The organism is Aquisphaera insulae (assembly GCF_011064615.1).
Taxonomy (GTDB): domain Bacteria; phylum Planctomycetota; class Planctomycetia; order Isosphaerales; family Isosphaeraceae; genus Aquisphaera; species Aquisphaera insulae.
Map to the genome: position 1 here is coordinate 1 of NZ_JAALJH010000013.1, position 26112 is coordinate 26112.

Genomic DNA, 26112 nt, shown 5'->3' on the forward strand with positions numbered 1-26112 from the left:
TTTCGGTGTTGGTGGTCTGCCAACATTCAGAATTCGGGTTGCAGGACAGACAGGAATGTCTGTCCCACGGGTTCAAAGCCAGGTGTGTCGGAGGTTTCGGAGGACAGGCATTCCTGCCTGTCCCGCTGCCAACCCGAAAGTCACGCTGTGACAGAGCATTAGAGTCGGAATCGCGATGGCGTGAGCGGCCCGGCCGTGGCCTGTTCTAGGCGTTCCCGCAAGGCGTCGAGCGACGGTCGGAAGGTTGGGTCCCGCGAGAGGTCCCGGAGTTGCCCGGGGTCCACGCGGAGATTGTAGAGCTCCTCGCGGAGCGTCGAGCCGTCACGAACCTGAATGTACAGGAGGTCTCCGTCGGCGATGGAGGACCAGGCCCGCCGGTCGTCGAGCATCCGGGCGGGATCGGGGTCGGCGGGGTTGGTGGGTACGACCTCCGAGAGCGCCGGGGACGGGTCGCCGGAGGAGGTGGCCGGGTCGGCCCACAATCCCGCCAGCGATTCGCCGGGGAGGTGGGAGCCGGCCCGGAGGTTGAGCACGTCGAGTATGGTGGCCGGAATGTCGCGGAGGCTGACGTTGCGGTCGATCACGCGACGAGCCGGGGCCGTGCTTCCCAGGGGCGGGACGACGAGCAGCGGGACGTGAACCTGGGCCTGATACAGGCTTGTCCCGTGGAGGTAGATCCCGGCCTGCTCGCCGAAGCTCTCGCCGTGATCCGAGGTGATCACCAGCCAGGTTGACTCGAGCAGGCCGCTCCGCTCCAGGTCGTCGAGGAGCCTGCCGACCTGTTCGTCCAGGTTGGAGATGCAATCGTCGTAGGAGTCCCGGGCGAAGGTCCGTTCCTGTTCGGAGAGGGTCGACTTGTCCACCGCCTTCCACCGCTCGATCAGGTCGAGCTCGCGATCGGTCCGGGGACGGGCCGCGAACCGATGGATGCCGCCATCGGCGAGCTGGTAGGGATAGTGCACGTCGTAGTAGTTGAGGAACGCGAAGAACGGCCGGTCTTTCCGGGGTCGGCTCGCAAGCCAGCCGCGGAACTCGCGATTGACGGCCGACGCGGGCTTGCGAAACCCGGCGTCGAACGCCTGGATCAGGCTCGCGAACGGGGCGAATGGCGTCCGATCCCGCAGGAATTGATGAAGGGCGCGGAGTCCCTCAACCGGCCTGTCCACCAGGGCCGCGAGCTTGAAGCCGCTGAGCTGGGGGAAGATGTAGTCGCGATAGGTCGTGAAGCCCCGGGCGAGCCCCGAATCGGAGCCGCAGTAGAAAGTGTTGGCGACGAATCCGGCCGTGGCATACCCTCGGGAGCCCAGGTGCTCGGCGAGCGTGGGCTGGCCGCCATCCAGGGGCGTGAGCCACCCGACCGAGAGTTCGTGGGGCCACCGGCCCGTGAACATGCTCGCGTGCGACGGCAAGGTCCAGGAGGAAGGCGCCCGGGCCCGGTCGAATCGGACTCCCCGCCTCGCCAGGCCCTCCAGCGTCGGGCTGGTCGGACGCTCGTAGCCGTGCAGGCTCAGGTGCTCCGCCGCGACGGTGTCGAGCACGATGAGCAGGACGTTCGGCGAGCCGGCGGCCGGCAGCGGCCGGGCGGCCTCGCCCCGGAGCCGCAGGTGGTCGCCCAGGCGGACGGTCGCATAGGCCAGGGGCGCGACCGGGACCAGGAACGGGAGGCTGATCGTCACGAGCAGACGGAACGAGTCCCCGCGGCGTTCCAGCGCGGGAACCACCCGGGCGGCGATCCCCATCGCGAGGAGGAGCCCGGCCAGGGCGTGAATCCTCGTGAGCAGGGCCCAGAGGGGGCCGAGCACGGCCAGGACGCAGACCAGCCGGGTCGCCAGCCATCGTCCTCGCCGGCCGGTCCGCGCGAGTCCCCAGGCCGCCACCCCCAGCGCGACGAAGATCAGGAGGTTCGTCGCCGGGATGAGCCAGACGAAATGTCGGCTCATCCAGTAGAATTGGTTGATATCAAATAGGTGCTTGCGCACAAAAATCGCCCCGAGCTCGAGCGGGCCCGAGACCAGGCCGCACCAGAGCGAGAGGACGAGGAGGTGCCAGGCGGGGGGGGCGTCGGGATGGCCTGCGGGCGTGCCCGGGGGGACGTCGAGGGGGACGTCCGTGGTGATCTCGGTCGACATCGATGGCGGCCCGCGGATTCCAGGAGGCGACGAAAAGCCGGACTCAACCGCGGATCCTCGGGAATCGGGGCCGGGGTTGTCAAGTCGCGCGACCGGATCGAGACGGGCCCGGCGAGGGTGGGAGGTGGGGTCGAGAGAGGCCGACGGACCCCGGGAAGATCCGGGGTCCGTCGGCCGGACGATCAGGGGGGGCCGGACGAGGCCGCCCCGGCGGGCAGCCCGTCGGCCGCCGGCTCAGTAGGCATCCGCGCTCAGGACCTCGCCCCCCTTGGAGCTGGCCAGGCTCTGGAAGATCTGCTGGCTGACCGAGTTCTTGACGAACCGGACGCTGCCGTCGCACATGCCGGTGCTGACGCCCCCCGGGTGCCGGCTGCGGGGGATGTTGATCATCCCGAGGCCGGTGTAGACGCCGGACGAGTCGACCGATCCGGTGGCGCCCACGCAGGTGACGCCCTGGGGGTTGGTGTTCGGCGAGTTGCAGTAGCTGGCGCCCTGCATGACGTCCGGCTGGGAAGAGTTGGGGGGGAAGAGCCCCGTGAACTGCGGGGCGTAGCCCCACCACGAGAAGCCGTGGAGGTTCCAGCCGCTGCCGATCAGGATCTCCGAGGTCATGAGGGTGTTGCTCAGGCCGTCGGTGATGGCGGAGAGCTTGACCGTCCCCGCCGCGGTCGACTGCTGGCTGCCCGAGGCGATGTCCGAATCAGGGGCCCCCATCTGGGTGAACGGGGCCCCGAGGAACGGGACCTTGTTGCCGTTGAGCATGTAGATGGAGGGCTGGGTCGTGATCGTGTTGCCGAAATTCACGACGTAGTTGTGGCAGGTGATCCCGGAGCCGTTCGGCAGGTTGTTCATGTTCGGATCGCTGGGACACTGGTATGCACTGATGTGCGAATAGGTGACGGTCGTGTTGGCCGCGCCCGCGTAGCGGAACTGGCCGTTCTGGATGCCCAGGTCCTCGTAGCGGTTGTTGCCGACGAAGTTGTAAGCGTTGAACAGGTTGTTCCCCTCCATGAACGGGAGGACGAAATTGAGCCAGGTCCCCCAGCAGCAGCCCTTGACGCCGGGGGGCAGGCTGCTGTTGGCGCTCTCGTAGTTGTGCATCGCCAGCCCGACCTGCTTCAGGTTGTTGATGCACTGGGCCCTCCGGGCCGCTTCCCTGGCCGACTGGACGGCGGGCAGTAGCAAGGCGATGAGGACGGCGATGATCGCAATGACGACCAGGAGCTCGATCAGCGTGAAGGCTCGTGTCCGGTACTTGGGCGACATAATGTCCCTCGGGTCGATTAGTGATGGTGCTAGGACGAAGGAAGGGCCCCGGGGCGAGCGATGCGCCGGCCTCGAACGACGGCGCCGGGTCGCGCGGCCGAGGGAGAGAGGGGCGGCGGGTGTCTTACGGATCCGGGGTCACTTCGATTCGAGCGCGAACTGGAGGCTGTTGCCGCCCCCCTTCTTGATCTCGGCCGTGAGCTTGGACTCCGAGTTGTACTTCGTGGGGATCAGCTCCTTGGCAACCTTGAATTCCTTCAGGCCGCCGGCCTGCTTGGGCCGCTCCTGCCCGGCCGGCCGGTCGGACGCGTAGATCGCGACCCCGTAGTTGCCCGGCAACAACCCGACCTCGCGCGCGATCGAGAACGAACCCTCCTTGATGTCCCCCCCGCCGGCGGTGCCGCCGCCCTTCGGACTGAAGCTGATCGTGCCGCTGGCCAGCGGCTTCCCGTCGAGGGTGACGGTCCCGCTGACCGCCTCGCGCGGGAGGCCGTCGTCGGATCCCGAACACCCGATCGAGAGCGAGAGCAGGGAGGCCATGAGGAGTCTGGCACACGTCTTGGGACGCAGAGTCACTTGCACACTCCAGGGAACTGTGGAGAACGGCCCGAGGCGCGACGGGCGCGGTCGAACATTCATTCTCCCTAGGTAGGTAGGGTGAGGGTGCCGTCGAGCCGAGATGGGGAGGTCGTCGGCCGGGGAGGGTTCTTGTACGTCTGGGGGAGGGTATCGTCCAGGGACGACGACACTTCTTAATGCATGAACCGGAAACTCTCAAGGAAAAAGCGAAAAAATCAAGAAGGATATCAAGATCATGCGTGCAAGTGCACAGTCAATCCCGACTCGTTATAATGATGTCTCCATTATTATCTGCCATCGGCCGAATCACGAAGGGGGCCCTCGCCGCCGACGGCGACGCCCCGGACCCCTCGCTCGACGCCTCGACAGGAGGCCGGACTTGGGGTATCGTATCGCCCCTGGGAGCGGCCGAATTCGAGTTGATTCCCCTCATCCGACACCCGCCGCCAACGAGTCGCGTCCCGCATCCGCCCGGATGCACGGAGATCGAGGTGCCCATGCCCCGGCCCGCCCGCCGCTGGATCTGGCCGTTGCTGGCCGCCTCGCTGATCGGGGCCCTCTTCGGAGGCTGGCGTCTGGCACGAGCCTGGCGGACCGGCGCCAATCTGGCCGAGGTTCGGCGGCTGATCCAGCAAGGGCGTCACGGCCTGGCCATCCGAGCCCTGGGGCCGGTGCTCGACTCGAATCCGGACCAGGACGAGGCGTGCTATCTGCTGGGCCTCTGCGAGCAGGCTCGCGGCCGGCCCGATCCGGCGGATCGAGCGTGGGCTCGCGTCCCCGCCGGCTCGCCCTTCGCCCCCCCGGCGATCGCGGGGAGGGCGTCCATCCTCATCGATCGCGGGCGGCTCCTCGACGCCGAGACGTTCCTCGACGGTGCGCTCGGCGATCCCAGGATCGACGGCTTCGAATTGCGACGACTGCTCACGCCGCTCCTCTGGCAGGAGGGCCGGATCGAGGAGGCCCGGCGGCTCGTCGAGGCCAACTGGGGATCGCTCGATCGTCTCGGGCGCGGCGGCTCGCAGGAGGGGGTCGAGATGGTCCGACTCCACTTCGCCATGAGGGTCGGTTCGGCCTCCGTGGACGCGGTCCGGAGCTTCCTCGACCGGGCCGAGCGGCTGGCGCCGGAGGACCCTCGGCTCCGCCTGGGGCGAGCCAACCTGGCGATCCGCCAGGGGGCGTTCGCCGAGGCCGGCCGGAGCCTCGACGAGTGCCTCCGGGCCATGCCCGACGACATTCCGGCCTGGCGGAGCCGGCTCGAGCTGGCGGTCGCGACCGGGAACCTCGCCGAGGCCCTCGAGGCCATGCGCCGCCTGCCCGCCTCGATCGCGGGGCCCGCGAAGCGGCATCGGCTGGCCGCATGGATCGCCGCTCGGCGGAGCGACCCAGCGGCCGAAAGGGTCCATCTGGAGGCCCTGGCGGAGCTCGAGCCCGGAGATGCCTCGTTGCCCGAGCGGCTCGCCGCGCTGGCCATCCGCGAAGGGCAACCGGCCCGCGCCGAGGCGCTCCGCCGGCGCAAGGCGGAGGTCGACAAGCTCAACGAGCAGTTCCGCGAGGTCCTCCTCCGGGACCAGCCCCTGCGCGACGCCCCGAAGCTTGCCGACCTGGCGGAGCGGGTGGGCGAGTGGTTCGAGGCCAGGGCCTTCGCCGCGATCGCGCTCGCGAGCGAGCCGGACCGCGACGACATGCGATCGCTCCGGACGAGGCTGGAAGCTCGCGTCGCGGTCCCGGGGACCGCGACGGGGACCCTGGCCGAGGCGATCGGCACCGACCTCGGGGGCGGGGACGCCGCCCCCGGGCCATCGAAGGTCCGGCCGTCCTCATCACCGCCGCCGAGCCTCGAGGCACGCTTCGATGACGCCGCCGCCGGCGCCGGGCTCGCCCACGTGTTTCGCAACGGAGAGACCAAGTTCCACGCCTTGCCGGAGGTCTCCTGCGGGGGCGTGGCCCTGCTCGACTACGACGGAGACGGCTGGCTGGATGTCTTCGCCCTCCAGGGAGGAGCCTTCCCGCCTCGCGGATCGGCCTCCGACGGCAAGGGGACGGACGCGCGCGAGGCCGGCGACCGACTCTTCCGGAATCGACGTGATGGCACGTTCGAGGACGTCACCGAGTCGGCGGGCCTGCCCGGCACGTCGCGAGGGTATGGGCACGCGGTGGCCGTCGGGGACGTGGACAACGACGGCCACCCCGACCTCTTCCTCACCCGCTGGAGGTCTTACGCCCTCTATCGAAATCGGGGTGACGGGACCTTCGAGGACGTGACCGGCGCGGCCGGCCTGGGCGGCGACCGCGACTGGCCCACCTCCGCGGCATTCGCCGACCTGGACAACGACGGCGACCTCGACCTCTACGTCTGCCACTACCTCCGCTGGGATCCCGATCGACCTCGCCTCTGCCAGAACGAGGCGCGGACCGCCTATACGAGCTGCGACCCCCTGGAATTCGATGCCTTGCCGGACCACCTCTTCCGCAACGACGGCGGCCATTTCACGGACGTGACCACGGAGGCCGGCATCGTCGACGAGGGGGGCCGGGGCTTCGGCGTCATCGCGGTCGACGTCGACGACGACAATCGGCTGGACCTCTTCGTGTCCAACGACCGTTCCGCCAATTACCTGTTCCACAATCGCGGCGGGCTCCGGTTCGAGGAGCGGGGGTTGCTCGCCGGGGTGGCCTGCAATGCCCACGGCAGCAACCAGGCCGGGATGGGGGTCGCCGCCGGCGATGTCGACGGCGACGGCAAGGTCGACCTGGCGGTGACCAACTTCCACGACGAGGCCACGACCCTGTTCCTGAATCTGGGCGAAGGCCAGTTCGTCGACCACACGGATGCCGTCGGCCTGACCGCCCCCAGCCGCACCCGGCTCGGGTTCGGGCTCGCCCTGCTGGACGCGAACAACGATGGACGGCTCGACGTCCTCTCGGCCAACGGGCACGTGAACGACTACCGGCCGAAGGTCCCGTACGAGATGCGCCCGCAGCTCCTGCTCGGCGGCGTCGGGGGGTGGATGACGGACGTCACCGAGAAGGCCGGCTCGCCGTTCCAGCGCGCGCACATCGGCCGCGGCCTCGCGGTCGGAGACCTCGACAACGACGGCCGACTCGACGCCCTCCTCGTCGCCGTCAACGAGCCCCTGGTCTATCTCCACAACCGCACCGATGGGGGCCATTCCGTCACCCTCGCGCTCGAGGGGACGAAGTCGGTTCGGGACGGCGTGGGGGCCCGGATCGTCGTCGAATCCGGCGGCATTCGCCGGGCGACCCAGCGGTTCGGCGGCGGCAGCGTCTTCGCGTCCGGAGATCCCCGGGTCCACATCGGACTCGGCGAGTCGACGCGGATCGATCGGCTCGAAATCCGCTGGCCATCCGGCCTCCTGGACACCTTCCGCGACGTCCCGGCCGACCGGGTCTATCGCTGCCGCGAGGGCGAGCTGGCCCTCGAGCCGGCCCCGGCGCCGGCCGCCGGGAGATTGTCGATCAATGAGCACAGGTGAAGATCCATGGCGGGCACGAGGCGGGTCCGCACTCGATCCTCACGCGACACGCCCCATGGGCTCCGGCCTCTCGATCTCGATCCGTCAGCCTGATGATGTGTCCTATCGGATGCGTTCCTTCGCGGCTGCTTGTCGGGATCGGTAAGTCCGGAGTGCCTGGAGCGTCTGATCCATGTCCCGGGGCAGGGGGGCGGAGAGCTCGATCGGCTGATCCGTGGCCGGATGGGTGAAGCGGAGGGCCGCGGCGTGGAGAGCCTGCCGATCGATGAGGATCTGCTCGAGGTCCTGGTCGTCGCCGGGGCGAGGTGCGAGGTCGTCGATCAGGTTGCGGAGCGAGAGCGATGCCCGGCCCGAATAGGCCCGGTCGGCCACGATCGGGTGGCCGATGTGGGCCAGGTGGACTCGGATCTGGTGGGTCCTGCCGGTCCGGGGCTTGCAGAGGACGAGCGCGTAGCCCCGGAACCGCTCCACGACTTCGTAATACGTGAGCGCCGGTCGGCCGCCGTCCTGCTCGGGACGGATCGCCATCTTCTCGCGGGTGACGGGGTGGAAGCCGATGGCCTTCTCGATGTAGTCGCTGTCGCGGCCGGGCTCGCCGTAGACGATCGCGAGGTATTCCTTGTGGACCTCGCGGTGTTCGAACTGGAGGCCCAGGCGGCGATGGGCCGCGTCGTCCTTCACGACGACGAGGAGCCCGGTGGTGTCGCGGTCCAGGCGGTGGACGATCCCGGGGCGGTCCTCGCCGGCGACGGTCGAGAGGTTGTCGTAATGGAACTGGATGGCGTTGACGAGCGTCCCGCGCCAGTTCCCTCGCGCGGGGTGGGTGACCATGTTGGGGGGCTTGTTGACGACGGTCAGCCACCGATCCTCGTGGACGACCTCGATCGGGATGTCCTCGGGGACCGGCGTCGAATCGGGGAGCTCCGGCAGCCAGATCCGGACCCGGTCCCCCGCGCGGACCTTGTAGCTGGCCTTGACGGCCTTGCCGTTGACGTGGACGGCCTCGGCCTCGATGATCCGCTGGAGGACGCTCCGCGAGTAATCCGTGTAGCGGCTGGCGAGGTACGCATCGATCCGCTTGCCGTCGGTCCGCGGGCGGACCTCGAACTCCTGCGGCTCGACGGAGATCGGGGACTCACCCATGGCGTGACAGCCAGCCCGGGATCAGGACTTGGGCTTCTCCACCGGGACCGGGGGCTTGGTCGGATCGGGGGCCGGGGTCGGGACCGGGGCCCCGGCCTTGGGCTTCGCGGCGGGGTCGAACGGGAGTTCGGGGATCGCCTGCGCCGGGCCGGAAGTCGCCTCGACGGCCGGCTTCGCCGCGTCCGCCTTCTTCTCGACGTCCGCGGGCGGCGGGGGAGGGACGAAGGGAGCGAATGGCGTCGTGCCCGTGCCCGTGGAGTTCGACTCGGGGAGCCCGGCCGGCGACGGCATGAGCGGCAAGTCGAGGTTCTGCGAGCCCATCGGCGGCAGCGTGACCTTGGGCGGGACGTAGGCGTAGAGTTCCTTGTAGAAGGCCACGGTCTCCGGCTTCTGGAGCTCGGCGGCGAGGTCCTTGGCCCGGATTCCCTCCGGCGATTCCGGCCAGGTCTTGGCCACGAGCTGGTACTGCTCGATCGCCTTGGACAGCTCGTTGCGAGCCTCCAGGGCCCGCGCCTTGCCGAGGGCCGCGGTCTTGGCCTGGGGCGAGTCCTTGGGCGCGTCCTTGGCGACCTCGCTGAAGTTGTCCAGGGCCTTCTTGAGGGTGGGGAGGGCGACGTCCTTGTTGTTCGGCAGGTCCAGGACGCCCTGGTTGTAATAGTCGGAAGCCGCCTCGAGTCGGGCCCAAAGTGAGGCCGGCGACTGGGGGAAATCCTCGGCGATCTTGACCTTGTCGGCGGGCGACTTGGCGGCCTCGAGCTTCGACCAGACCTCGGAGCTCGCCGAGGATCCGCCCGACAGGACCGAAGCCCCGACGACCAGGACGAGGAGCCCGATGACGATCGCGGCGATCGTGCCCCAGAACCGAGTCGGGTTCTCCAGGGCATGCTTGGTCCACCGCGCCAGGATCATCATCTCCTCTTCGGAATGATGGATCTGGGTCGGCGTTTCGTGCTCGAATTGATGCCGCGCGGGAATGGTCTTCGTGGTCCCCGCGGCGTGCGCCGGTTCGTTCTTCATCCTGCTTACCCCACCCCCGGCCGCGACGACCCGCGCAACCGGCCAATCCCTCAAAGGCTTAGATCAAAACAGGATGATAATCCCTGGTTGCGTGCCGGGTCAAGCCGGGCTCATGTCGTCGTCCTGGGCATGAACCCTCATCGTCTCCCGGTTCCAAGGCGAGGGCTCCACCCCGGATCGAGAATCGTCGCCGTGTCGACGAACGGCAACGTCCCCGGCGGTGGATGAACTGCAAGCCTCATTGCGCCTTGCGTCAATACGACGGGTTGCGAACCGGCATCGCGAGACATCTGGGGTTGAGGACTCCTCGCCTCGGTTCGCAAAATGAGCCGGGAGACGAAACGATCGCGAGGTGACACACGCATGAATCGCGCCTTGTCCATCACCGAGTACTGTGACGCGAGCGAGCCTCGCGACGTCGCGACCTACGATGCGGTCCTGGTCGTCGGCTTCGGGGGGCCGGAGCGTGGCGAGGACGTGATGCCGTTCCTCGAGAACGTGACCCGGGGGAAGAACGTCCCCAGGGAGCGGCTCGAGGAGGTCGCCCGGCATTACGACCACTTCGGGGGCCGAAGCCCGATCAATGCGCATGTCCGGGACCTGATCGCGGCACTGGAGCCGGAGCTCAAGCGTCACGGGGTCCTCCTGCCCGTCTACTGGGGGAATCGGAACTGGCATCCCTTCCTGGCCGACACGATCCGGGAGATGGAAGCCGCCGGCATCCGTCGGGCCCTGGCGGTCGTGCTCGCGGCCCACAGCTCCTACTCGGGTTGTCGGCAGTATCGAGAGGACATCCTTCGGGCGCGCGACGAAGCGGGCCCCAATTCGCCCGCGATCGACAAGGTCCGGGTCTTCTACAATCATCCCGATTTCATCGCGGCGAACGCCGACCGGATCCGAGAGGCACTGGCGAAGCTGAAGCCCGAGGAGCGGCCGGGCTATCACGTCGTCTTCACGGCCCACAGCATCCCGGAGTCGATGGCGCGATCCTCGCGCTACGAGGAGCAGCTCGCGGAGTCCTGCCGGCTGGTGGCCGAGGCGCTCGGGCTTGCTGGCGACGGCTGGAGCCTGGCCTATCAGAGCCGGAGCGGCCGCCCGCAGGATCCCTGGCTCGGCCCCGACATCCTCGATCATCTCCGAGGGAAGAAGTCGGAGGGGACGCCGGGGGTCATCGTCCACCCCATCGGCTTCCTGTCCGATCACATGGAAGTCCTCTACGACCTGGACGAGGAGGCGCGGGTCGTCTGCGAGGCGATCTCGCTGCCCATGATCCGGTCGCGGACCGTGGGGACCCACAGCGGTTTCGTCCGGATGATCCGCGAGCTGATCTGCGAGCGGATCGCGTGCATGCCGGCGGGCGAGCGTCGATCGCTCGGGCAATTCGGCCCCGATCACGACGTCTGCCCGGTCGATTGCTGTCCCCCGCCGTCGCGGCCCGCCAGGGCCACCGCCGGGGTCGAATCCTCCCAGGGATGAGTGAGGTCCGCGCCCCCGCAGGTGCGGGAGGCCGGTGGACGGGAGTGGGGCCCGGGCATGGGCCCCCCCGACATCCCCGACTAGCGAAATCCGCCGTCGTCGTCGTATCATGGCGTCGCTGCCGGATGGGCGGGGTCGCGGGGCGATGCCGTCGCGGCGGATGATCCGCGGCGCGGATCATCGGCGAGACTCGTGGAGACTGGGACATGGCCGCGCGTCGTATTCTCCTGATCGAAGACAGCTCCACCATGCGTCGCATGCTGGGGATGATGCTCAAGGGGGAAGGCTACGACGTCAGGACGGCGGTCGACGGCATGGACGGCCTGGTCAAGGCGCGCGAGGAGCCCCGTCCCGAGCTGATCATCACCGACTATGAGATGCCCGAGCTCGACGGGGCGGGCGTCTGCCGCGAGGTGAAGAAGGACAAGGACCTCCGGACCATCCCCCTGATCATGCTCACCACCCTGGGTGAGGTGCAGAACAAGATCGCCGGGCTCGAGGCCGGGGCGGACGACTACATCCAGAAGCCCAAGAGCCCCGACGAGGTCCAGGAGATGTTCGCGCGGATCCGCGCGGCGCTCCGGAACGCGGACCTGACCGCCGAGATCGCCGAGCGGAACCGTCAGCTCGAGGCGGCCCACAAGAAGCTGACGTTCGAGCTGGACCTCGCCCGCAAGGTCCAGTTCGCCCTGATGCCGCGTCCCCCCAAGCCCCGGGGCGTGCTCCAGGTCGCGGTCCGATACACGCCCGCCAATCAGCTCGGCGGCGACGTCTACGATTTCTATCGGTTGGAGAACGATCGGCTGGGGATCCTGGTCGCGGACGTCTCCGGCCACGGCGTCAACTCGGCGATGCTCTCCGGCATGGTGAAGGCGCTGGCGGCCACCCTGTCCTTGGCCGTGCTCGAGCCGGGCGAATTGCTCGCCGGTCTCGACCTGGCCACGGAGCAGTATTTCCCGGAAGGCTACTTCTGCACCGGCTTCTACCTGATCGCGGACGAGGACACGGGGCTGGTCCGCTATGCGGGCGTCGGGCATCCGCCGGCCATCGTCATCGGGCCGCACGGGACGCGGACGCTCGACTCCAACCCGGGGATGCTCGGGATCGGCATGGTGGACGGGACCGCCGGAGCCTCCGACCGGCTGGAGCCCGGAGAGTCGCTGATCATCTACACGGACGGCCTGACCGACGCGATGAATCCGGGCGACGTCCTGTTCGGCGAGGAGCGCCTGATGACGGTCCTCCAGTCGCACCACGGCTCCGACCCCACCGAGATCCTCAATCGGCTGGATGAGGCACTCAACCAGCACACCTCCCCCGGCCGTCCCGCCGACGACATCAACATCATCGTCCTCCAGCGTCCTGCTCGGGGATGACTCGCCAGGCCGTGTCCCGCGTGATAGAATCTTGATGCGGCATCGAACCCGGGGCGGTGGATCGACGTCGAGCCCGACCTCGGGAGCGCGCAGCTCACCTCAGTGTTCTGGTCCAAAGGCCTCCCGAACTCGGCTCCGAAGGGAGCGGAGGAGCCTTCACTTGGCCGTCGACCGCCCATTACCGCAGAGCATCGCGATCGACGGCCCGGCCACCATCTACGAGGCGGCGGCCCTTCGCGTCGTGCTGCGCGACGCCCTCGCCTCGGGTCAGGATCTCGCCATCGACCTCGGCGAGACGGGCAAGTGGGACCTGACCGGGCTCCAGCTCCTGGTTTCCGCCGTCCAGACCGCCCGAAGCCAGAAAAACGTCATCCGATTCCTCAAGGTCCCCAGGACCTGCACCGAGATCGCCGAGCGATCGGGGCTCGGCGAGTGGCTCATTTCCGCATCGGAGTGAAGACAGACGCGGCTCACGGATCGTGGCACCGCCCAACGAATCGAGGCTATGAGCAAGACCGTCGTCCATGCCGATGATAGCGCCGCGGTCCGGCACTGGGTCTCCCAGCAGCTCGGCGAGCTGGACGTGAAGGTCTACTCGGTCCCCGACGGCGAGGCCGCGCTCCGGCTCCTGCGGGACACCCCTTGCGACCTGCTCCTGACCGATCTCGAGATGCCGAACATGGATGGCCTGGCCCTGGTCGCGGCGGTCCGAGAGCTCCCCGAGCATCGGTTCCTCCCCGTGCTCGTCCTGTCCAGCCACCAGCCCGACGAGTACGAGCCGAACCGGCGGCAGGGCGTCACCGGATGGATGGTCAAGCCCATCGATCCCAACCACCTGCGCCGCTGGATTCGTCGAGTCCTCCCGGGCTAGCGACCGGCTCTTATTCATTGGTACAGTTGACGATGGCCGTTTTCGGGCCGGTGTGCTCGGGGCTCCGGCACTCCGAGGCGTTGACTTGCGGCCGGAGGCGCCCCCGCCGCCGGCTCTTTTCGAGTTTCTGGTCGCGGGGCCGCTCTCCCCTCATCTTGTCGTGTAGAGTTGCGAGGTTGGCGTGGTGCGCCAGGCCTCGCCCGGCAGAGCGCCGAACGCGGGCAGATCGAACCGACCGGTCCGCGGGATCGTAACGGCTGCGAGGGAGGCGAAGGCGGTGAGCGGTGGCAGCAGCGACATGTTCCGTCAGATGTTCTTCGAGGAGGCCCGGGAGCTCCTGGAAGCTCTGGAGAAGGGGCTCTCCGGCGCCGGACCGGCCGGCGATGAGCCCCGGCGATGGGACCCCGTCTACCGCGCCGCGCACAGCCTGAAGGGGGCCGCGGCCATGGTGGGATTCGCCGCCATCTCGGAGCAGGCGCTCGCCATGGAAAAGGTCCTCGGGCAGCTCCGGACCGGGAGTCTCTCCTGGGGGGAGGAGACGTCGCGGTCGCTGGACGAGCAGCGAGTCCGCCTGGCGGAGCTGATCGACGAAGAGGAGACGCGGTTCGGCAACCCCTAGTAGAAATCGTGAAGGGACCTCGCCTTGGCGATGGCCGACGACAAGTTCCGGGAGATGTTCTACGAGGAGGCTCGCGAGCTCCTGATCGGCCTGGAAGAGGGCCTGATGGATCTCGAGCGCCGGCAGGGGGACCGCGCGCACCTCGACCGGACCTTCCGGGCGGCCCACAGCCTGAAGGGGGCCGCGGCGATGGTCGGCCTCGATCAGATCGCCCGGTTCACGCACGGGATCGAGGCGGTCCTGGATCGGATCCGCTCGGGCGACCTGGCGGTCGATTCCGACATCATCACCACGCTCCTGGAGGCGAGGGATCACCTCGCCGCGATGGTCGAGGGCGAGGCCATCGGCGCGGCCGTCCCGGCCTCGGGCGAGCTGATGGAACGCGTCGCCGCCCTCCTCAAGGGCCGGGGAGCACCGTCACAGCCGGCCCCGGCCGCGTCCCCGCCTGCGCTCGCGGCGGCCCCGCCGGCCGAGAAACCGACGGAGAGCGTCCCCGAGCCGAAATCGGCCCCGGACGCTCCCAGCCCCGTGGTGCCGATGCCGGCCGCCGCCGGGCCGCCGGTCACACCACCGGATGCCGCCGCCGTCGAGCCGCCGTCGAGCCCCGCTCCGGTCAAGAAGGCGGCGAGCCGACGTACGAAGAAGCCGCCGGCCGAGAAGAAGCCGACGGACGAGAAGAAGCCGCGCACCCGTCGGGCCGGCGTCAAGGGGATGGCCCCCGAGGCAACGCCCGCTCCGGCCGCGGAAGGACGCGTCGTCGGATATCGGATCCAGCTCACCCCGGGCCCGGACACGATGCGCCGGGGCGTCAACCCGCTCGGCGTCCTCGACGAGCTGAGGGAGCTCGGGCAGACGACGATCACGACCGACCCCGATGCGGTGCCGGTCCTGGACGAAATCGATCCCGAGCGGTGCTACCTGTCCTGGACGATCGACGTCGAGACGGACGCGGACGCGGAACGGCTGAGGGACGTCTTCCTCTTCGTCACTCAGGATTGCACCGTCGCGATCTCGGAGCGGCTGGCCGACGGCAGCCTCCGGCCCCTGGACGCAGAACCGGCGGAGAAGCCCGTCGTGGCGGTGCCCTATCGACCGGCGTCGACCGAGGCCCCGGTCCCCGATCCCACGGGCATCGCCCCGGCCCCGGGGCACGGTTCGAACGGGAGCCAAAGCGGCCGCAGTCCGATCCCCGAGGTCCTGGAACCGGTGAGACCGGCCGTGCCGGCGGCGGCCTCGGGCCCCTCACGGCCGTCGCCTTCGCCCCAGGCCGGCGGCGTGACGCCCCCCTCTCGGCCGCACGCCCGGATCCGGGTCGACGCGATCCAGCTCGATGACCTGGTGGGGCTGGCCGGTGAGCTCGTGGTCCTGTCCGACAACCTCCAGGGGATGCGGGAAGACGCGCGGGTGGCGCGGTGGGCTCATGCGTTGGAGGCCCTGGACCGGGTCAGCCGGGAGATCCGGGACACCACGCTCGAGCTCCGGATGGTCCCCGTGGACGAGCTCTTCTCGCGGTTCCACCGGGTGGTCCGGGACCTGGCGGACCGGTCGGGCAAGGAGATCGACCTCAAGATCGTCGGCCAGGAGACGCGGCTCGACCGGACCATCATCGAGCGACTCGGCGACCCCATGGTCCACCTGATCCGCAACGCCGTGGACCATGCGCTGGAGCTGCCGGGGGAGCGAGTCGAGCGGGGAAAGCCCCGGATCGGCAAGATCACGCTGACGGCCGGCCACGAGGGGGACCGGGTGGCCATCCGGGTGGAGGACGACGGCCGCGGCCTGGACCGCGAGCGGATCGTCCGCAAGGGGATCGCCAAGGGCCTGATCCCGCCGGGGACATCGCCCGACGATCCGCGGGTGGTCAACCTGATCTTCGAGCCCGGCTTCTCGACCCGGGACAACGTGAGCGAGCTCTCGGGCCGGGGCGTCGGGCTCGACGTCGTGAGCGATTCCATCCGGGCCCTCCGGGGCAGCCTGTCGGTGGAGAGCACGCCGGGGAAGGGGACCGCCTTCGTCTTCCGGCTCCCCCTCACCCTGGCGCTCATCGATGGCCTGCTCATCGAGGCGGCCGAGAGCAAGTTCGTGGTCCCGCTCACGCAGGTGGAGGAGTGCGTCTCGCTCAGCGGGATGGGCCCGGCGCTGGCCCGCGAGCGGCCGTGCGTGTCGGTCCGGGGCGAGCTCGTCCCCATGGTCTCGCTCCGCGATCTCTTCCGGAGCAACGGGCAGGTCCCCAGGCGGCAGGAGCTGCTGCTGACGCGGCATGCCGGCCAGCGGGTCGGCGTGGCCGTGGACCGGCTCGTCGGCCGCGTGCAGGCCGTGATCCAGTCGCTCGGCGAGGGGATGCAGGGCTTGAATCGATACTCCGGCGCGACGATCCTGGGTGATGGGAGCGTGTCCTTGATCCTGGATCTGTCCGCCGTCGTCAGCGAGTCGCTCGTCGCGGATCAAGGTGGCTATTCCACGCCCTCCTTTGGCGTGAGGGCGGAGGTCTTTCGGTGAAACTCTCAATTGGAACCAAGGCGACCGTGGCCCTGGTGGCGTTCGGGCTGATCCCGGCGCTCATCATCGCCGCCTTCACGTACTACTCCGCCGAGGACTTCATGTCCCGGCAGAATACCCTCATCAAGGTGGCGGCCTCGTCCATCAGCGAGCACGCCCGGCTGCTGATGCAGAAGAACGCCGAGCTCTCCCGCAGGGGCGAGAAGCCGGCGGAGCCTGCCGCATCCAAGCCGACGGAGCCCGCCTCCCTGAAGTGGGAGCTGACCGCCGACGACCAGGCGGACCTCGAGACGCACATCACCAACACGATCGGGAATGCGAAGCTCGAGAATGCGATGGTCTTCGTCGTGGATCCGAAAGATCGGGTCTTGCTCCAGCAGAACAAGACGGGTGGGAACAGCAAGACGCAGACCGAGCTGGACCGGAAGTACCAGGGCATGGCGGAGGAGATCGGGCTTTCGACCGGGATCCGCGAGCTGAGCGCGCGGAAGGACCCACCGTCTCCTTCGGAGATCGTCGGTTACTCGCCCGTCTACTCGGCGCAACGCGCCAACAACGCAGGGCGAGGCTACTACACGCTGGTGGCCGTCCCCAGGAGCACGGCCTACGAAATCATCTACAACAATCAGATCACGATGTCGCTGATCTTGCTGGCCACTCTCGTGATCACAAGCGTCCTCGGTTATCTCTTCGGCAGGTGGTTCGTAAGGCCCCTGGTCGAGATCAAGGACGTGACCGAGGCGCTGCATCAGGGCCGCCTCGACCTGCGGACGAACGTCCAGCGCAATGACGAGCTCGGCGAGGTGGCGACCCTGACGAATCAGGTCGTCACCCGCCTCTCCGAGGTCATCAGCCAGATCCGGATGATGACCTCGTCGGTCTCGACCGCCAGCAGCCAGCTCAATTCGAGCGCCCAGCAGCTCTCGCAGGGGGCCACGGAGCAGGCGGCGACCATCCAGGAAATCGCCAGCAGCCTGTCGAACGTGGACGCCTCGGTGGCCCGGAACGCCCAGCATGCCCGCGACACCGCGCGGACCGCCAACGAGGCGAGCGGCCAGGCGGAGCGGGGCGGGGAGGCGGTGCACGAGACCGTGGCCGCAATGCGTGAGATCACCCAGAAAATCCTGGTCGTCGAGGACATCGCCTACCAGACCAACCTGCTGGCCCTGAACGCCGCCATCGAGGCCGCCCGGGCCGGGACCCACGGCAAGGGCTTCGCGGTGGTGGCCGGCGAGGTCCGCAAGCTCGCGGAGCGGAGTCAGGCCGCCGCGCAGCAGATCAGCGACCTGGCCAAGCGGAGCGTCTCCGTCGCCGAGAATGCCGGCGGCCTGCTCGAACGAACGGTCCCGATGATCCGGGCGACCTCGGACCTGATCTCGGAGATCGCCGCCGCGTCCCAGCAGCAGATGGCGGCCATCCGCGAGATCAACATCGGCGTCCGCCAGTTGGAGGAGGTGGTGCAGCAGAACGCGGCGGCGGCGGCCGAGCTGGCGGCGACCTCCACGGACCTTGCCTCCCAGTCCTCCGGCCTGCAGCACAAGGTCGAGTTCTTTCACCTCGACCCCTCGGCGAGCGGATTCAGCGCCCCGCCACCGCCCAGGCCGCCGTCGCGGAGCCTGGGAAAGCCGCCGGGCCGGGCTCCGCAGAGACTCCACATCCCCCGGCTCCCCTCCCCGATGCCCTCGCTCACCAAGCCCGTGGACGGCACGAGTCATCCTCAGCCTGGACCGGCGCACACCGCGGCGGGAGGGAACTCGCACCCCGCCCCGCCGCCGACTCATGGCTCGCCGCCCCTCGAACTCCCCCAGAAGGGAGGGGTCTTCGTCGACCTGAACATGAATGACGACGAAAACTTTGAGAGATTCTCGTAAGCTAGGGGGCCGGTCGACCGCCCGCTAACGCTGGTTCTTCCTTGTCGAGCCCGGACGTCTTCGCAAGTCCGGACGGTTGCTGATAGAGAATGAAGGACCCGGCATGGTCAACGACGCAACCGAGACAAATCTCGAGCAAGAGCGGGATCGGGCGGAGTCCTATGTCATATTTAGACTGGGGGGGGAGGGCTATGCCCTCGAGGTGATGCGGGTCCAGGAGGTCCTGGACGTCCAGTCCATGACCGAGGTCCCCGGCGGCTCGAAATCGCTCCTGGGCGTGATCAACCTTCGCGGTCACGTGGTCCCAGTGTATGATTTGCGTATTCCGTTTGGACTTGTGGCCAACGCCAATCCTTCGAAGTCGCCCAGCGTCCTGATCGTCGAGACCGAGGCGGGCAACGACTCGAGAGTCACCGGGCTGGTCGTGGATCGCGTCTCGGATGTCCTCGAGTTTTCCCCTGAAGAGATGCAACCCTCACCGCAGCTTGGACTTGGAAAGGCAACGCCGTTCGTCCGCGGATTGATCCGTCACCAGGATGCCTTTCTGCTCGTACTGGATGTGGACCGGGTCTTCTCAGCCTTGTCGCGGCTGAATGGCGAGGGAGCTTAAAGTGGCGTCATCGGGAATGCTGCCACCTTCGCCCCTTGAGCCCGATCCGTGGTCGGAGAAGGATTTCGTCCCGATCATGGCATTCCTCCGCCATCAGATCGGGATCTCGCTCGAGACCCACCGGATGGGGCTGATGCAGGCCCGGCTCCGGTCGCGGCTCCAGAGCAAGGGCTATCAGAGCTTCACCCAGTTCCACGAGCAGGTGCTGCGGGTGGATCCCACCGGCTGGGGTACCCAACTGCTGGTGGACCTGAGCACGGTCAATCACACCTCCTTCTTCCGCGAGCCCGCTCACTTCACCTTCCTCTCCCAGCAGATCGCCGCCTGGCAGAAGGAGGCGCCCGGCACGACGATCCGGATCTGGTCCGCGGGCTGCTCCTCCGGGCAGGAGCCCTACAGCATCGCGATGGCCCTGGCCGAGACCTTGCCCCCGCACGGCCTGGCCAAGGTGGAGATCTGGGCGAGCGACCTCTCGCTCGAAATGCTCAAGGCGGCCGCCGGCGCGGTCTACACCCAACGCGACGTCCAGGGGGTTTCTCCGGCTCGCCTCCGTCGGTTCTTCATGCTCGGGCGAGGCCCTCGCGAGGGCTCATTCAAGGTCGTGCCCGAGGTCCGCGACCTGGTGAAGTACCGCCACGTGGACCTTCGCCAGCCGACCTGGGCCCTGCCCAGCGATTTCCACGTCATCTTCTGCCGGAACGTCTCGATCTACTTCTCCGACGACGAACGGCTGGTGCTGCTGGACCGCCTCTCGCATCACCTCCGGCCCGGGGGCTGGCTGATCATGGGGAACGGCGAGATCCTCCCGCAGCTCCCGGCCACGCTCCGGAAGCATTCGCCGTCGCTCTACCAGAGAGAGGGATGATCGTCCATGGCGCTCCGCGATCGTCCGCCGCAACCGCCGGGTAGCCTTTACGTTCCGCCGCATCCCACCGTCGAGGTGATGGTCGTCGATGACAGCGCGGTGATGCGCCAGCGGCTCAAGCAGATCATCGAGTCCGACCCGAGCTTCCGCGTCGTGCTCGCGTCGGACCCGTTCGAGGCGGTCGAGATCCTCAAGAAGGCCGTCCCCGGCGTGATCGTGCTCGACGTCGAGATGCCCCGGATGGACGGCCTGACCTTCCTCCGCAAGCTGATGCGGCAGCATCCGATGCCGGTGGTCCTGTGCACCTCCCAGGCGGAACGGGCCGTGACGGCGCTGGAGATGGGGGCCATCGAGGTCATCGCCAAGCCGGACTGGATGAACGCCTCTCGCTTGCCGGAATGGTCGGCGAATTTCCTGGAGAGCATCCGGAACGCCGCCCGCGCGGGCCGCCTCCCCATCCGCGACGACCGGGCGGCGGCCGGGCCCGGCGAGGCCCGTCATTCCGCGGACGTGATCCTGCCGAGGGCTTCGTTCCGCCCCGGCCCCGCGACGACCGACCGGGTCATAGCCGTCGGCGTCAGCACGGGGGGCGTCCAGGCGATCCAGCAACTCCTGACCGGATTCCCGGCCGGCTGTCCCGGGATCGTCATCGTCCAGCACATGCCCGCGGATTTCACGCAGGCGTTCGCGCAGCGGCTGAACAACGACCCGAAGATCCAGATCGAGGTCTCGGAGGCCCGCCATCACGAGCCCATACTCGCCGGCCGGGCCCTGGTCGTCCCCGGCAGTGCGCACGGCCTGATCCGCCGCTCGGGGGCGGGCTACCGGGTCGAGCTGGCCGACGGCCCGCCGGTCTGCCGCCACAAGCCGAGCGTCGACGTCCTCTTCCGATCCGCCGCCCAGGCCGCCGGGCCGCTCGGCGCGGGGGTCATCATGACCGGCATGGGCGACGATGGCGCCGGCGGCCTCTACGAGATGCGCGAGGCCGGCTCGCTGACGATCGCCCAGAACGAGGCCACCTCCGTCGTCTTCGGCATGCCTCGCGAGGCGATCCGCCGCGGCGCCGCCAAGTACGTCGTCCCGCTCGACGCCATCGCCGCCACGCTCATGTCGTGGAATGCAAACCCCGATGCCGGGACCTGGCATTGAGCGGCGTCCCCGTCACGCCTCCCCTCGCGGACCGGTCCTGAGCTGGCGGGCGAGGATCTCGATGGGATGGCTCGCCTCCAGATCCGCGAGCCCGTGCACCTGGCTTCGGCACGAAAACCCGGGGGCGGCCAGGATCGCCGAAGGGTCGGCCTTGGCCGCCGGGATCAGGACCCGCTCCGCCAGCGCGGAGCTGACCTCGTAGTGTCCGAGCTCATAGCCGAATGAGCCGGCCATCCCGCAGCAGCCCGAATCGAGCTCGCGGACCTCGGCCCCGGGAATCCGCCTCAGGGCCGCCGCGGTCCCGGCGGTCCCGAGCGTGGCCTTCTGCTGGCAGTGCCCGTGGAGCAGCACGGTCCTCTCCAGCGGCTCCAGGTCCAGCTCCGGCGCGTTGGCGGGATCGGCCACGAAGGCATCCACCAGGTTGCAGTGTTTGGCCACCTCGACCGCCTCCGGGCCGAGCCGGAAATCGCGGTAGTCGTCGGTGATCATCGTCACGCAGCTCGGCTCGCAGCCGACGACGGGAATTCCCTTGCGGACGTGGGGCAAGAGCCGATCGACGTTCTCCGCGGCCAGCTCGCGGGCGAGCGGCAGCAGGCCCTTGGACGCGGCGGGGCGGCCGCAGCACCGCAGGCCCGCCAGCTCGACGCCGTAGCCGGCCGCCTCCAGCACGCGAACCGCGGCGATGCCCACCTCCGGACTGTTGTAGGTCGTGAAACAATCATCGATCAGGACGACCGACCCGCGCCGGCCGGCTCGCGGATCCGCGGCATGGCGTTTGAACCAGCCCCGGAAATCCTGGCGGGCGAACGTCGGCAGAGTCCTTCTCCGATCGATGCCGGCGACCTTCTCGAGGAGCCACTTGAACGCCGGATTCCTGAGCGTGGCATTGGCCAGGGACGACATCCGAGAGCCGAGAGGATTGAGCCGGAAGATCTGCCCCATCAGCAGGTGGCTGAGCGGACGCGGGCCGTTGCCGTAGTACTGGTGCAGGACCTCGGCCTTGAGCCTGGCCATGTCCACGCCCGAGGGGCATTCGCTCTTGCACGCCTTGCACTGGAGGCAGAGGTCCAGGGCCTCCATCAGGGTGTCATTGGCGAAGGCGCGGTCGGAGGGGAGCTCGCCGGTCATGACCATCCGGAGGGCGTTGGCCCGGCCGCGGGTCGAGTGCATCTCGTCGCGGGTGGCCATGTAGCTCGGGCACATCGTGCCCCCCGCCGGCTTGCGGCAGGCTCCGACGCCCGTGCACATCTCGACCGCCCGGGCGAATCCGCCCTGGGACGAGAAGTCGAGGATGGTCGAGGCCGGCTCGCGAGGATCGTATCCCGGCCCGATTCGGAGGTTCTCCCCCGGATCGGCGTCGCCGATGACCTTGTCCGGGTTCAGCCGGTTCTCGGGGTCGAAGGCGGCCTTGACCCGGCGGAGCGCCTCGTAGACTTCCGGGCCGAACAGCTTCCGGTTCCAGAGGCTCCGTGCCAGGCCGTCGCCATGTTCCCCGCTCATCGATCCGGCGAACTCGATGACCAGGTCGGAGACCTCGCGGGCGATGCCCCGGAGGTCCTCGACGCCCTTCTCGGTCTTGACGTTGAGGATCGGCCTGATGTGCAGGCAGCCGACGTCCGCGTGGCCGTAACAGGAAGCCCGGGTGCCGTGCCGCGCGACGATCTCCTCGAAGCGTTCGAAGAACGCCGGCAGCTTCTCTGGGCTGACGGCGGTGTCCTCCACGAAGGCCACCGGCTTGGCGTCCCCCACCATGCTCATCAGGAGGGCGAGGCCGGCCTTGCGGACCTTCCAGAAGCCGTCCTTGGCCGAGTCCTTGAGGCTCTTACGGATGCCGACGACGCCGGGCCGGCCCTCGAACCGTCGGACCAGGTCCGCGGCCTTGGCCTCCAGCTCCTCCTGGGTGTCCGCATAGTACTGCGCCGCCAGGACCGCCTCGGGCCGCCCCGCGGCGAAGTCGAGATACTGCGAGTAGAGGGGGCTCTCGGCGGCCAGGTCGAGGATGGTCCGGTCGATCATCTCGACCGCGGCGGGGCCGGTCGCGACCATCTCCTGGATCCGGTCGATGGCCGCGCGCATGGTCGCGAATGAGAGGACGACGAGGCCCTGCGCCGGGGGGATGGGGACGACCCGAAGGTCGGCCCCGGTGAGCACGGCGAGCGAGCCCTCGGAGCCCACCATCAACCTGGCGAGGTTGAATTGCCAGGGATCGTCCACCCAGCCCGGTGCGCGGACCGGCAGGCCGGGTATGAACTCGTCGAGGTTGTAGCCGCTGACCCTCCTGAGGATGTGCGGGAATCGGTCGACGATCGCCTGCCGATGCTCCGCCACGGTGTCTCGCACGGCCCGATAGGCGCGGCCCAGGAGGTCCGGCCGCTCGCAGAGGTCGGCCAGCTCGGAGTCGGAGACGGGGCCGAGCTTCGCGGGCGTCCCGTCGGCCAGGACGACGTCCACGGCCAGGACGTGATCCACGGTCTTGCCGTACTTGAGCGACCGCGCGCCCGCCGAGTTGTTGCCGATCATCCCCCCGAGCGTGGCGCGATCGCTGGTGGAGACGTCGGGGCCGAACATCAGCCCCATCGGTTTCAGGTGGGCGTTGAGCCGGTCGAGGACGACGCCCGGCTCCACGTGGACCGTCATCGCGTCCCGGTCGACGATCCCGATCCGGTTGAGATACTTGGAGAAATCGATGACGATCGCGTCGCCGACGGTCTGTCCCGACAGGCTGGTCGCCCCGCCCCGCGGGACGATGGCCACGCCTTCCTCGGCGGCGATCCGGACCGTGGCGGCGACGTCCGCGACCGACCGTGGCACGACGACGCCCACCGGATCGATCTGGTAGAGGCTGGCGTCGGTCGAGTAGAGGCCGCGGTGGCCGCGATCGAAGAAGACCTCGGCGCGGGTCTCCCGGGTCAGCCGGTCGTGCAGGCGGGTGAGGGCGGTGGAGGCAATCTGGCTCGTCGTCGGCATCGTGGCGGGCTCGATCGGGACCCTTTGGGCCTCGTCCCGGACGTGCGAGACGGGCCGAGGGCTGTGGTCACGGCATCTCCGCATTGTAACAACGCGGTGGGCGGACGCGGAGAGCGGCCATCCCGTCCCGCACGACCAGCTTCCGATGGCATCCTCGACGCCGAGAGGCGATGATCGTGGCTGGAGCATGGCCGTCCTCGATTGCAGATCGTCTTGCCGCGAAAGGTCAGGATCGTGAATCTCGGAGTCACCCTGGGGCGCCTGGAACTTCGCAATCCGGTGCTGGTCGCGTCCGGCACGTTCGGATACGTCCGCGAGATGGCGGGATTCGTGCACCTGAACCGGCTGGGCGGGGTCATCCCCAAGACCGTCACCTTCCGTTCGAGGGCGGGGAACCCGACGCCCAGGACCGCGGAGACCGCGTCGGGCCTGCTCAACGCGATCGGCCTCGACAACGACGGCATCGGCCACTTCATCGAGCACCACCTGCCCTACCTGAGGTCGATCGGGACGGCGGTGATCGCCAACATCGCGGGCGAGGATCCGGGGCAGTTCGTGGAGATGGCCGGGATGCTCGCGGGCGAGCCGGGACTCGCCGCGGTCGAGCTCAACATCTCCTGCCCGAACGTCAGCCATGGTCTGGATCTGGGGATCGACGCGACGTCCGTGGGCAAGCTCGTCCGGGAGGTCCGAGCGGCCTGCCCGCTGCCGCTCATCGCCAAGCTTACCCCGAACGTGACCGACATCGTCCCGATCGCCGCCGCCGCCGCGGAAGCCGGCGCCGATGCCGTCAGCCTGATCAACACGGTGAAGGGCATGGCCGTGAACTGGAGGCGAAGGCGGCCGATCCTGGCCAACGACATCGGCGGCCTCAGCGGGCCCGCGATCAAGCCGATCGCCCTCCGGATGGTCTGGGAGGTCTCCCGGGCCCTTCCGGGTTTCCCGATCATCGGGATTGGTGGGATCGCGTCGGCCGTGGATGCCCTGGAGTTCCTCGTCGCCGGGGCGTCGGCGATCCAGGTCGGCACGGCCACCTTCTACCAACCCACCGCCGCGGAAGACCTGCTGGATTCCCTGATCGAACGACTCGCTGCGGAAGGAATCGACGACATCGCCTCGATCGTGGGCAGCCTCCGGTCCAACAAGCTGCCGCATTAGATCCGAGCGTGATATCACCCTTGACGGATGGATGCTTTTTCTGGCCCTGAACGGGGAGGAGGACGATAACAACTGGGGGAATCTTGCGGACGATCCGAGGTGGCTGGACGATGATCAGGACTCGGTATCGTTGCCTGGTCGCCGCGTGGGTGGTGTTCATCGCGGCCGGTTGCCAGTCCTCGAGCCCGAAACGAGGGATGTCGCCGCAACGGACCAGCCTTTCAGCGCGGCCGCAACTCGGCTGGAACGAGCCGCCCCACAAGCAAGGCCCCATCCTCGCCGGATCTCGTCCCATCCCAAAGAGATCGGAATGGCCGCGGCTCCGAGGTCGCGGCCCTGGCCCACGAAAGGCGCCATCCGCGTCGCATCCGACGGGGGAGCCCAGCCCGACTGCCCGATATCTTGAAAGACCTGGGGGCGTCGAACCTCAATGATTGAATCGACGCACAACCGATAGATTCGGTAGATCCACCCTGAGTTGGTTCGAACTGGCAGTTTCCTACAAGACTGGCAGCTTTTCTATTCTTCTTATATTATCAAAGAGCGTGTGGGACGCTCGGCGATTGAGCGAGACACTGCCGGCGTCCCGGTCGGCGAGCGACCTGGAGCAGAGGAACCCGGAGGCCAGAGTGATGTCAGAGAACTCCACACCCGAAGCGCATGCATCCGATCCCCTGAAGTCGGTCGCAGACGCGATGGAGCACGCGGTTCAGGCTGCGAAGGACGGTGCCGCGGACGCAAGGGCCAGGGTGGACGAGGCCCTGCCCAAGGTCAACCGGTTCGTCTCGCGCCTGGTGTACACGACCTGCTATACCCTCTCCTACGGGGTGGTCTTCCCGAGCGTCCTCGTGGCCCGGTCGATCCCCAGGGATAATCCGCTCGTCCACGGCCTGGTGGACGGGGCGCATGCGGCGATCGACATGGTCGAGGACATGAAGAAGGGGAAGACGACCTCGCTGACCGGGGAATCCACGCCGGCCCTTGTCCAGCCCTGATCGCGGTCCAGGCCGGCCACCCTACTCG

General features: G+C 68.5%; 19 protein-coding genes. 13 read left to right on the forward strand and 6 right to left on the reverse strand.

Features of this window, described 5'->3' with window-relative positions:
* Positions 1-158 precede the first annotated feature (158 nt).
* From G6O54_RS09910 to G6O54_RS09920, 3 genes are all read right to left on the reverse strand, one after another.
* The gene (locus tag G6O54_RS09910) at positions 159-2129 is read right to left on the reverse strand and encodes a sulfatase (protein WP_165224080.1); all 1971 of its coding nucleotides are present in this window, start codon (positions 2127-2129) and stop codon (positions 159-161) included.
* Positions 2130-2363: 234 nt separating this feature from the next.
* Positions 2364-3395 carry a DUF1559 domain-containing protein gene (locus tag G6O54_RS09915; protein WP_165224083.1) on the reverse strand — a complete coding sequence of 344 codons (1032 nt, stop codon included), beginning with the start codon at positions 3393-3395 and terminating at the stop codon, positions 2364-2366.
* Between the two features lie 138 nt (positions 3396-3533).
* Positions 3534-3971, reverse strand: a complete 438-nt coding sequence (locus G6O54_RS09920; protein WP_165224086.1) for a hypothetical protein — start codon at positions 3969-3971, stop codon at positions 3534-3536.
* A gap of 500 nt (positions 3972-4471) precedes the next feature.
* Here G6O54_RS09920 and G6O54_RS09925 point away from each other — a divergent pair, with 500 nt between their 5' ends.
* Complete coding sequence (locus tag G6O54_RS09925) at positions 4472-7468, forward strand: CRTAC1 family protein (protein ID WP_165224089.1); 2997 nt, start codon at positions 4472-4474, stop codon at positions 7466-7468.
* A 102-nt stretch (positions 7469-7570) separates the two neighbouring features.
* On the opposite strand, the gene G6O54_RS09930 is transcribed toward G6O54_RS09925, so the two are convergent.
* Entirely contained in the window at positions 7571-8611 is a 1041-nt protein-coding gene (locus G6O54_RS09930; RefSeq protein WP_165224092.1) for an RluA family pseudouridine synthase, read from the reverse strand.
* Between the two features lie 21 nt (positions 8612-8632).
* Positions 8633-9628: a tetratricopeptide repeat protein gene (locus G6O54_RS09935; RefSeq protein WP_165224095.1), complete on the reverse strand. Its 996-nt coding sequence runs from the start codon at positions 9626-9628 to the stop codon at positions 8633-8635.
* Positions 9629-9991: 363 nt separating this feature from the next.
* On the opposite strand from G6O54_RS09935, the gene G6O54_RS09940 reads away from it, so the two are divergent.
* The 10 genes from G6O54_RS09940 to G6O54_RS09985 all read left to right on the forward strand — a co-directional run bounded on the left by G6O54_RS09940 (position 9992) and on the right by G6O54_RS09985 (position 20964).
* Positions 9992-11104, forward strand: a complete 1113-nt coding sequence (locus G6O54_RS09940; protein ID WP_165224098.1) for a ferrochelatase — start codon at positions 9992-9994, stop codon at positions 11102-11104.
* 206 nt (positions 11105-11310) lie between these two features.
* A complete protein-coding gene (locus G6O54_RS09945; RefSeq protein WP_165224101.1) occupies positions 11311-12480 on the forward strand; it encodes a PP2C family protein-serine/threonine phosphatase in 1170 nt (389 codons plus the stop codon).
* A 160-nt stretch (positions 12481-12640) separates the two neighbouring features.
* Positions 12641-12937 (forward strand): STAS domain-containing protein, encoded by a 297-nt coding sequence (locus G6O54_RS09950; protein WP_250846797.1) that lies wholly within the window; start codon positions 12641-12643, stop codon positions 12935-12937.
* A gap of 48 nt (positions 12938-12985) precedes the next feature.
* The gene (locus G6O54_RS09955) at positions 12986-13351 is read left to right on the forward strand and encodes a response regulator (protein WP_165224107.1); all 366 of its coding nucleotides are present in this window, start codon (positions 12986-12988) and stop codon (positions 13349-13351) included.
* A 277-nt stretch (positions 13352-13628) separates the two neighbouring features.
* Entirely contained in the window at positions 13629-13970 is a 342-nt protein-coding gene (locus G6O54_RS09960) for an Hpt domain-containing protein (RefSeq protein ID WP_165224110.1), read from the forward strand.
* A 30-nt stretch (positions 13971-14000) separates the two neighbouring features.
* Positions 14001-16469 carry a chemotaxis protein CheA gene (locus G6O54_RS09965; RefSeq protein ID WP_250846798.1) on the forward strand — a complete coding sequence of 823 codons (2469 nt, stop codon included), beginning with the start codon at positions 14001-14003 and terminating at the stop codon, positions 16467-16469.
* The gene (locus G6O54_RS09970; RefSeq protein WP_165224114.1) at positions 16466-18340 is read left to right on the forward strand and encodes a methyl-accepting chemotaxis protein; all 1875 of its coding nucleotides are present in this window, start codon (positions 16466-16468) and stop codon (positions 18338-18340) included. Before G6O54_RS09965 ends, G6O54_RS09970 begins: the two co-directional genes overlap by 4 nt.
* 103 nt (positions 18341-18443) lie before the next feature.
* A complete protein-coding gene (locus G6O54_RS09975) occupies positions 18444-18950 on the forward strand; it encodes a chemotaxis protein CheW (protein ID WP_165224116.1) in 507 nt (168 codons plus the stop codon).
* Positions 18951-18966: 16 nt separating this feature from the next.
* Positions 18967-19815, forward strand: coding sequence for a CheR family methyltransferase (locus G6O54_RS09980; RefSeq protein ID WP_165224338.1), 849 nt, complete (start codon positions 18967-18969; stop codon positions 19813-19815).
* Between the two features lie 6 nt (positions 19816-19821).
* The gene (locus G6O54_RS09985) at positions 19822-20964 is read left to right on the forward strand and encodes a protein-glutamate methylesterase/protein-glutamine glutaminase (protein ID WP_165224118.1); all 1143 of its coding nucleotides are present in this window, start codon (positions 19822-19824) and stop codon (positions 20962-20964) included.
* 12 nt (positions 20965-20976) lie between these two features.
* Here G6O54_RS09985 and G6O54_RS09990 read toward each other — a convergent pair whose 3' ends face one another.
* Complete coding sequence (locus G6O54_RS09990) at positions 20977-23931, reverse strand: FAD-binding and (Fe-S)-binding domain-containing protein (RefSeq protein WP_165224120.1); 2955 nt, start codon at positions 23929-23931, stop codon at positions 20977-20979.
* Between the two features lie 231 nt (positions 23932-24162).
* Between G6O54_RS09990 and G6O54_RS09995 the strand changes: the two genes are divergently transcribed.
* Entirely contained in the window at positions 24163-25089 is a 927-nt protein-coding gene (locus G6O54_RS09995; RefSeq protein WP_165224340.1) for a dihydroorotate dehydrogenase, read from the forward strand.
* Between the two features lie 632 nt (positions 25090-25721).
* A complete protein-coding gene (locus G6O54_RS10000; protein WP_165224122.1) occupies positions 25722-26084 on the forward strand; it encodes a hypothetical protein in 363 nt (120 codons plus the stop codon).
* Positions 26085-26112 lie beyond the last annotated feature (28 nt).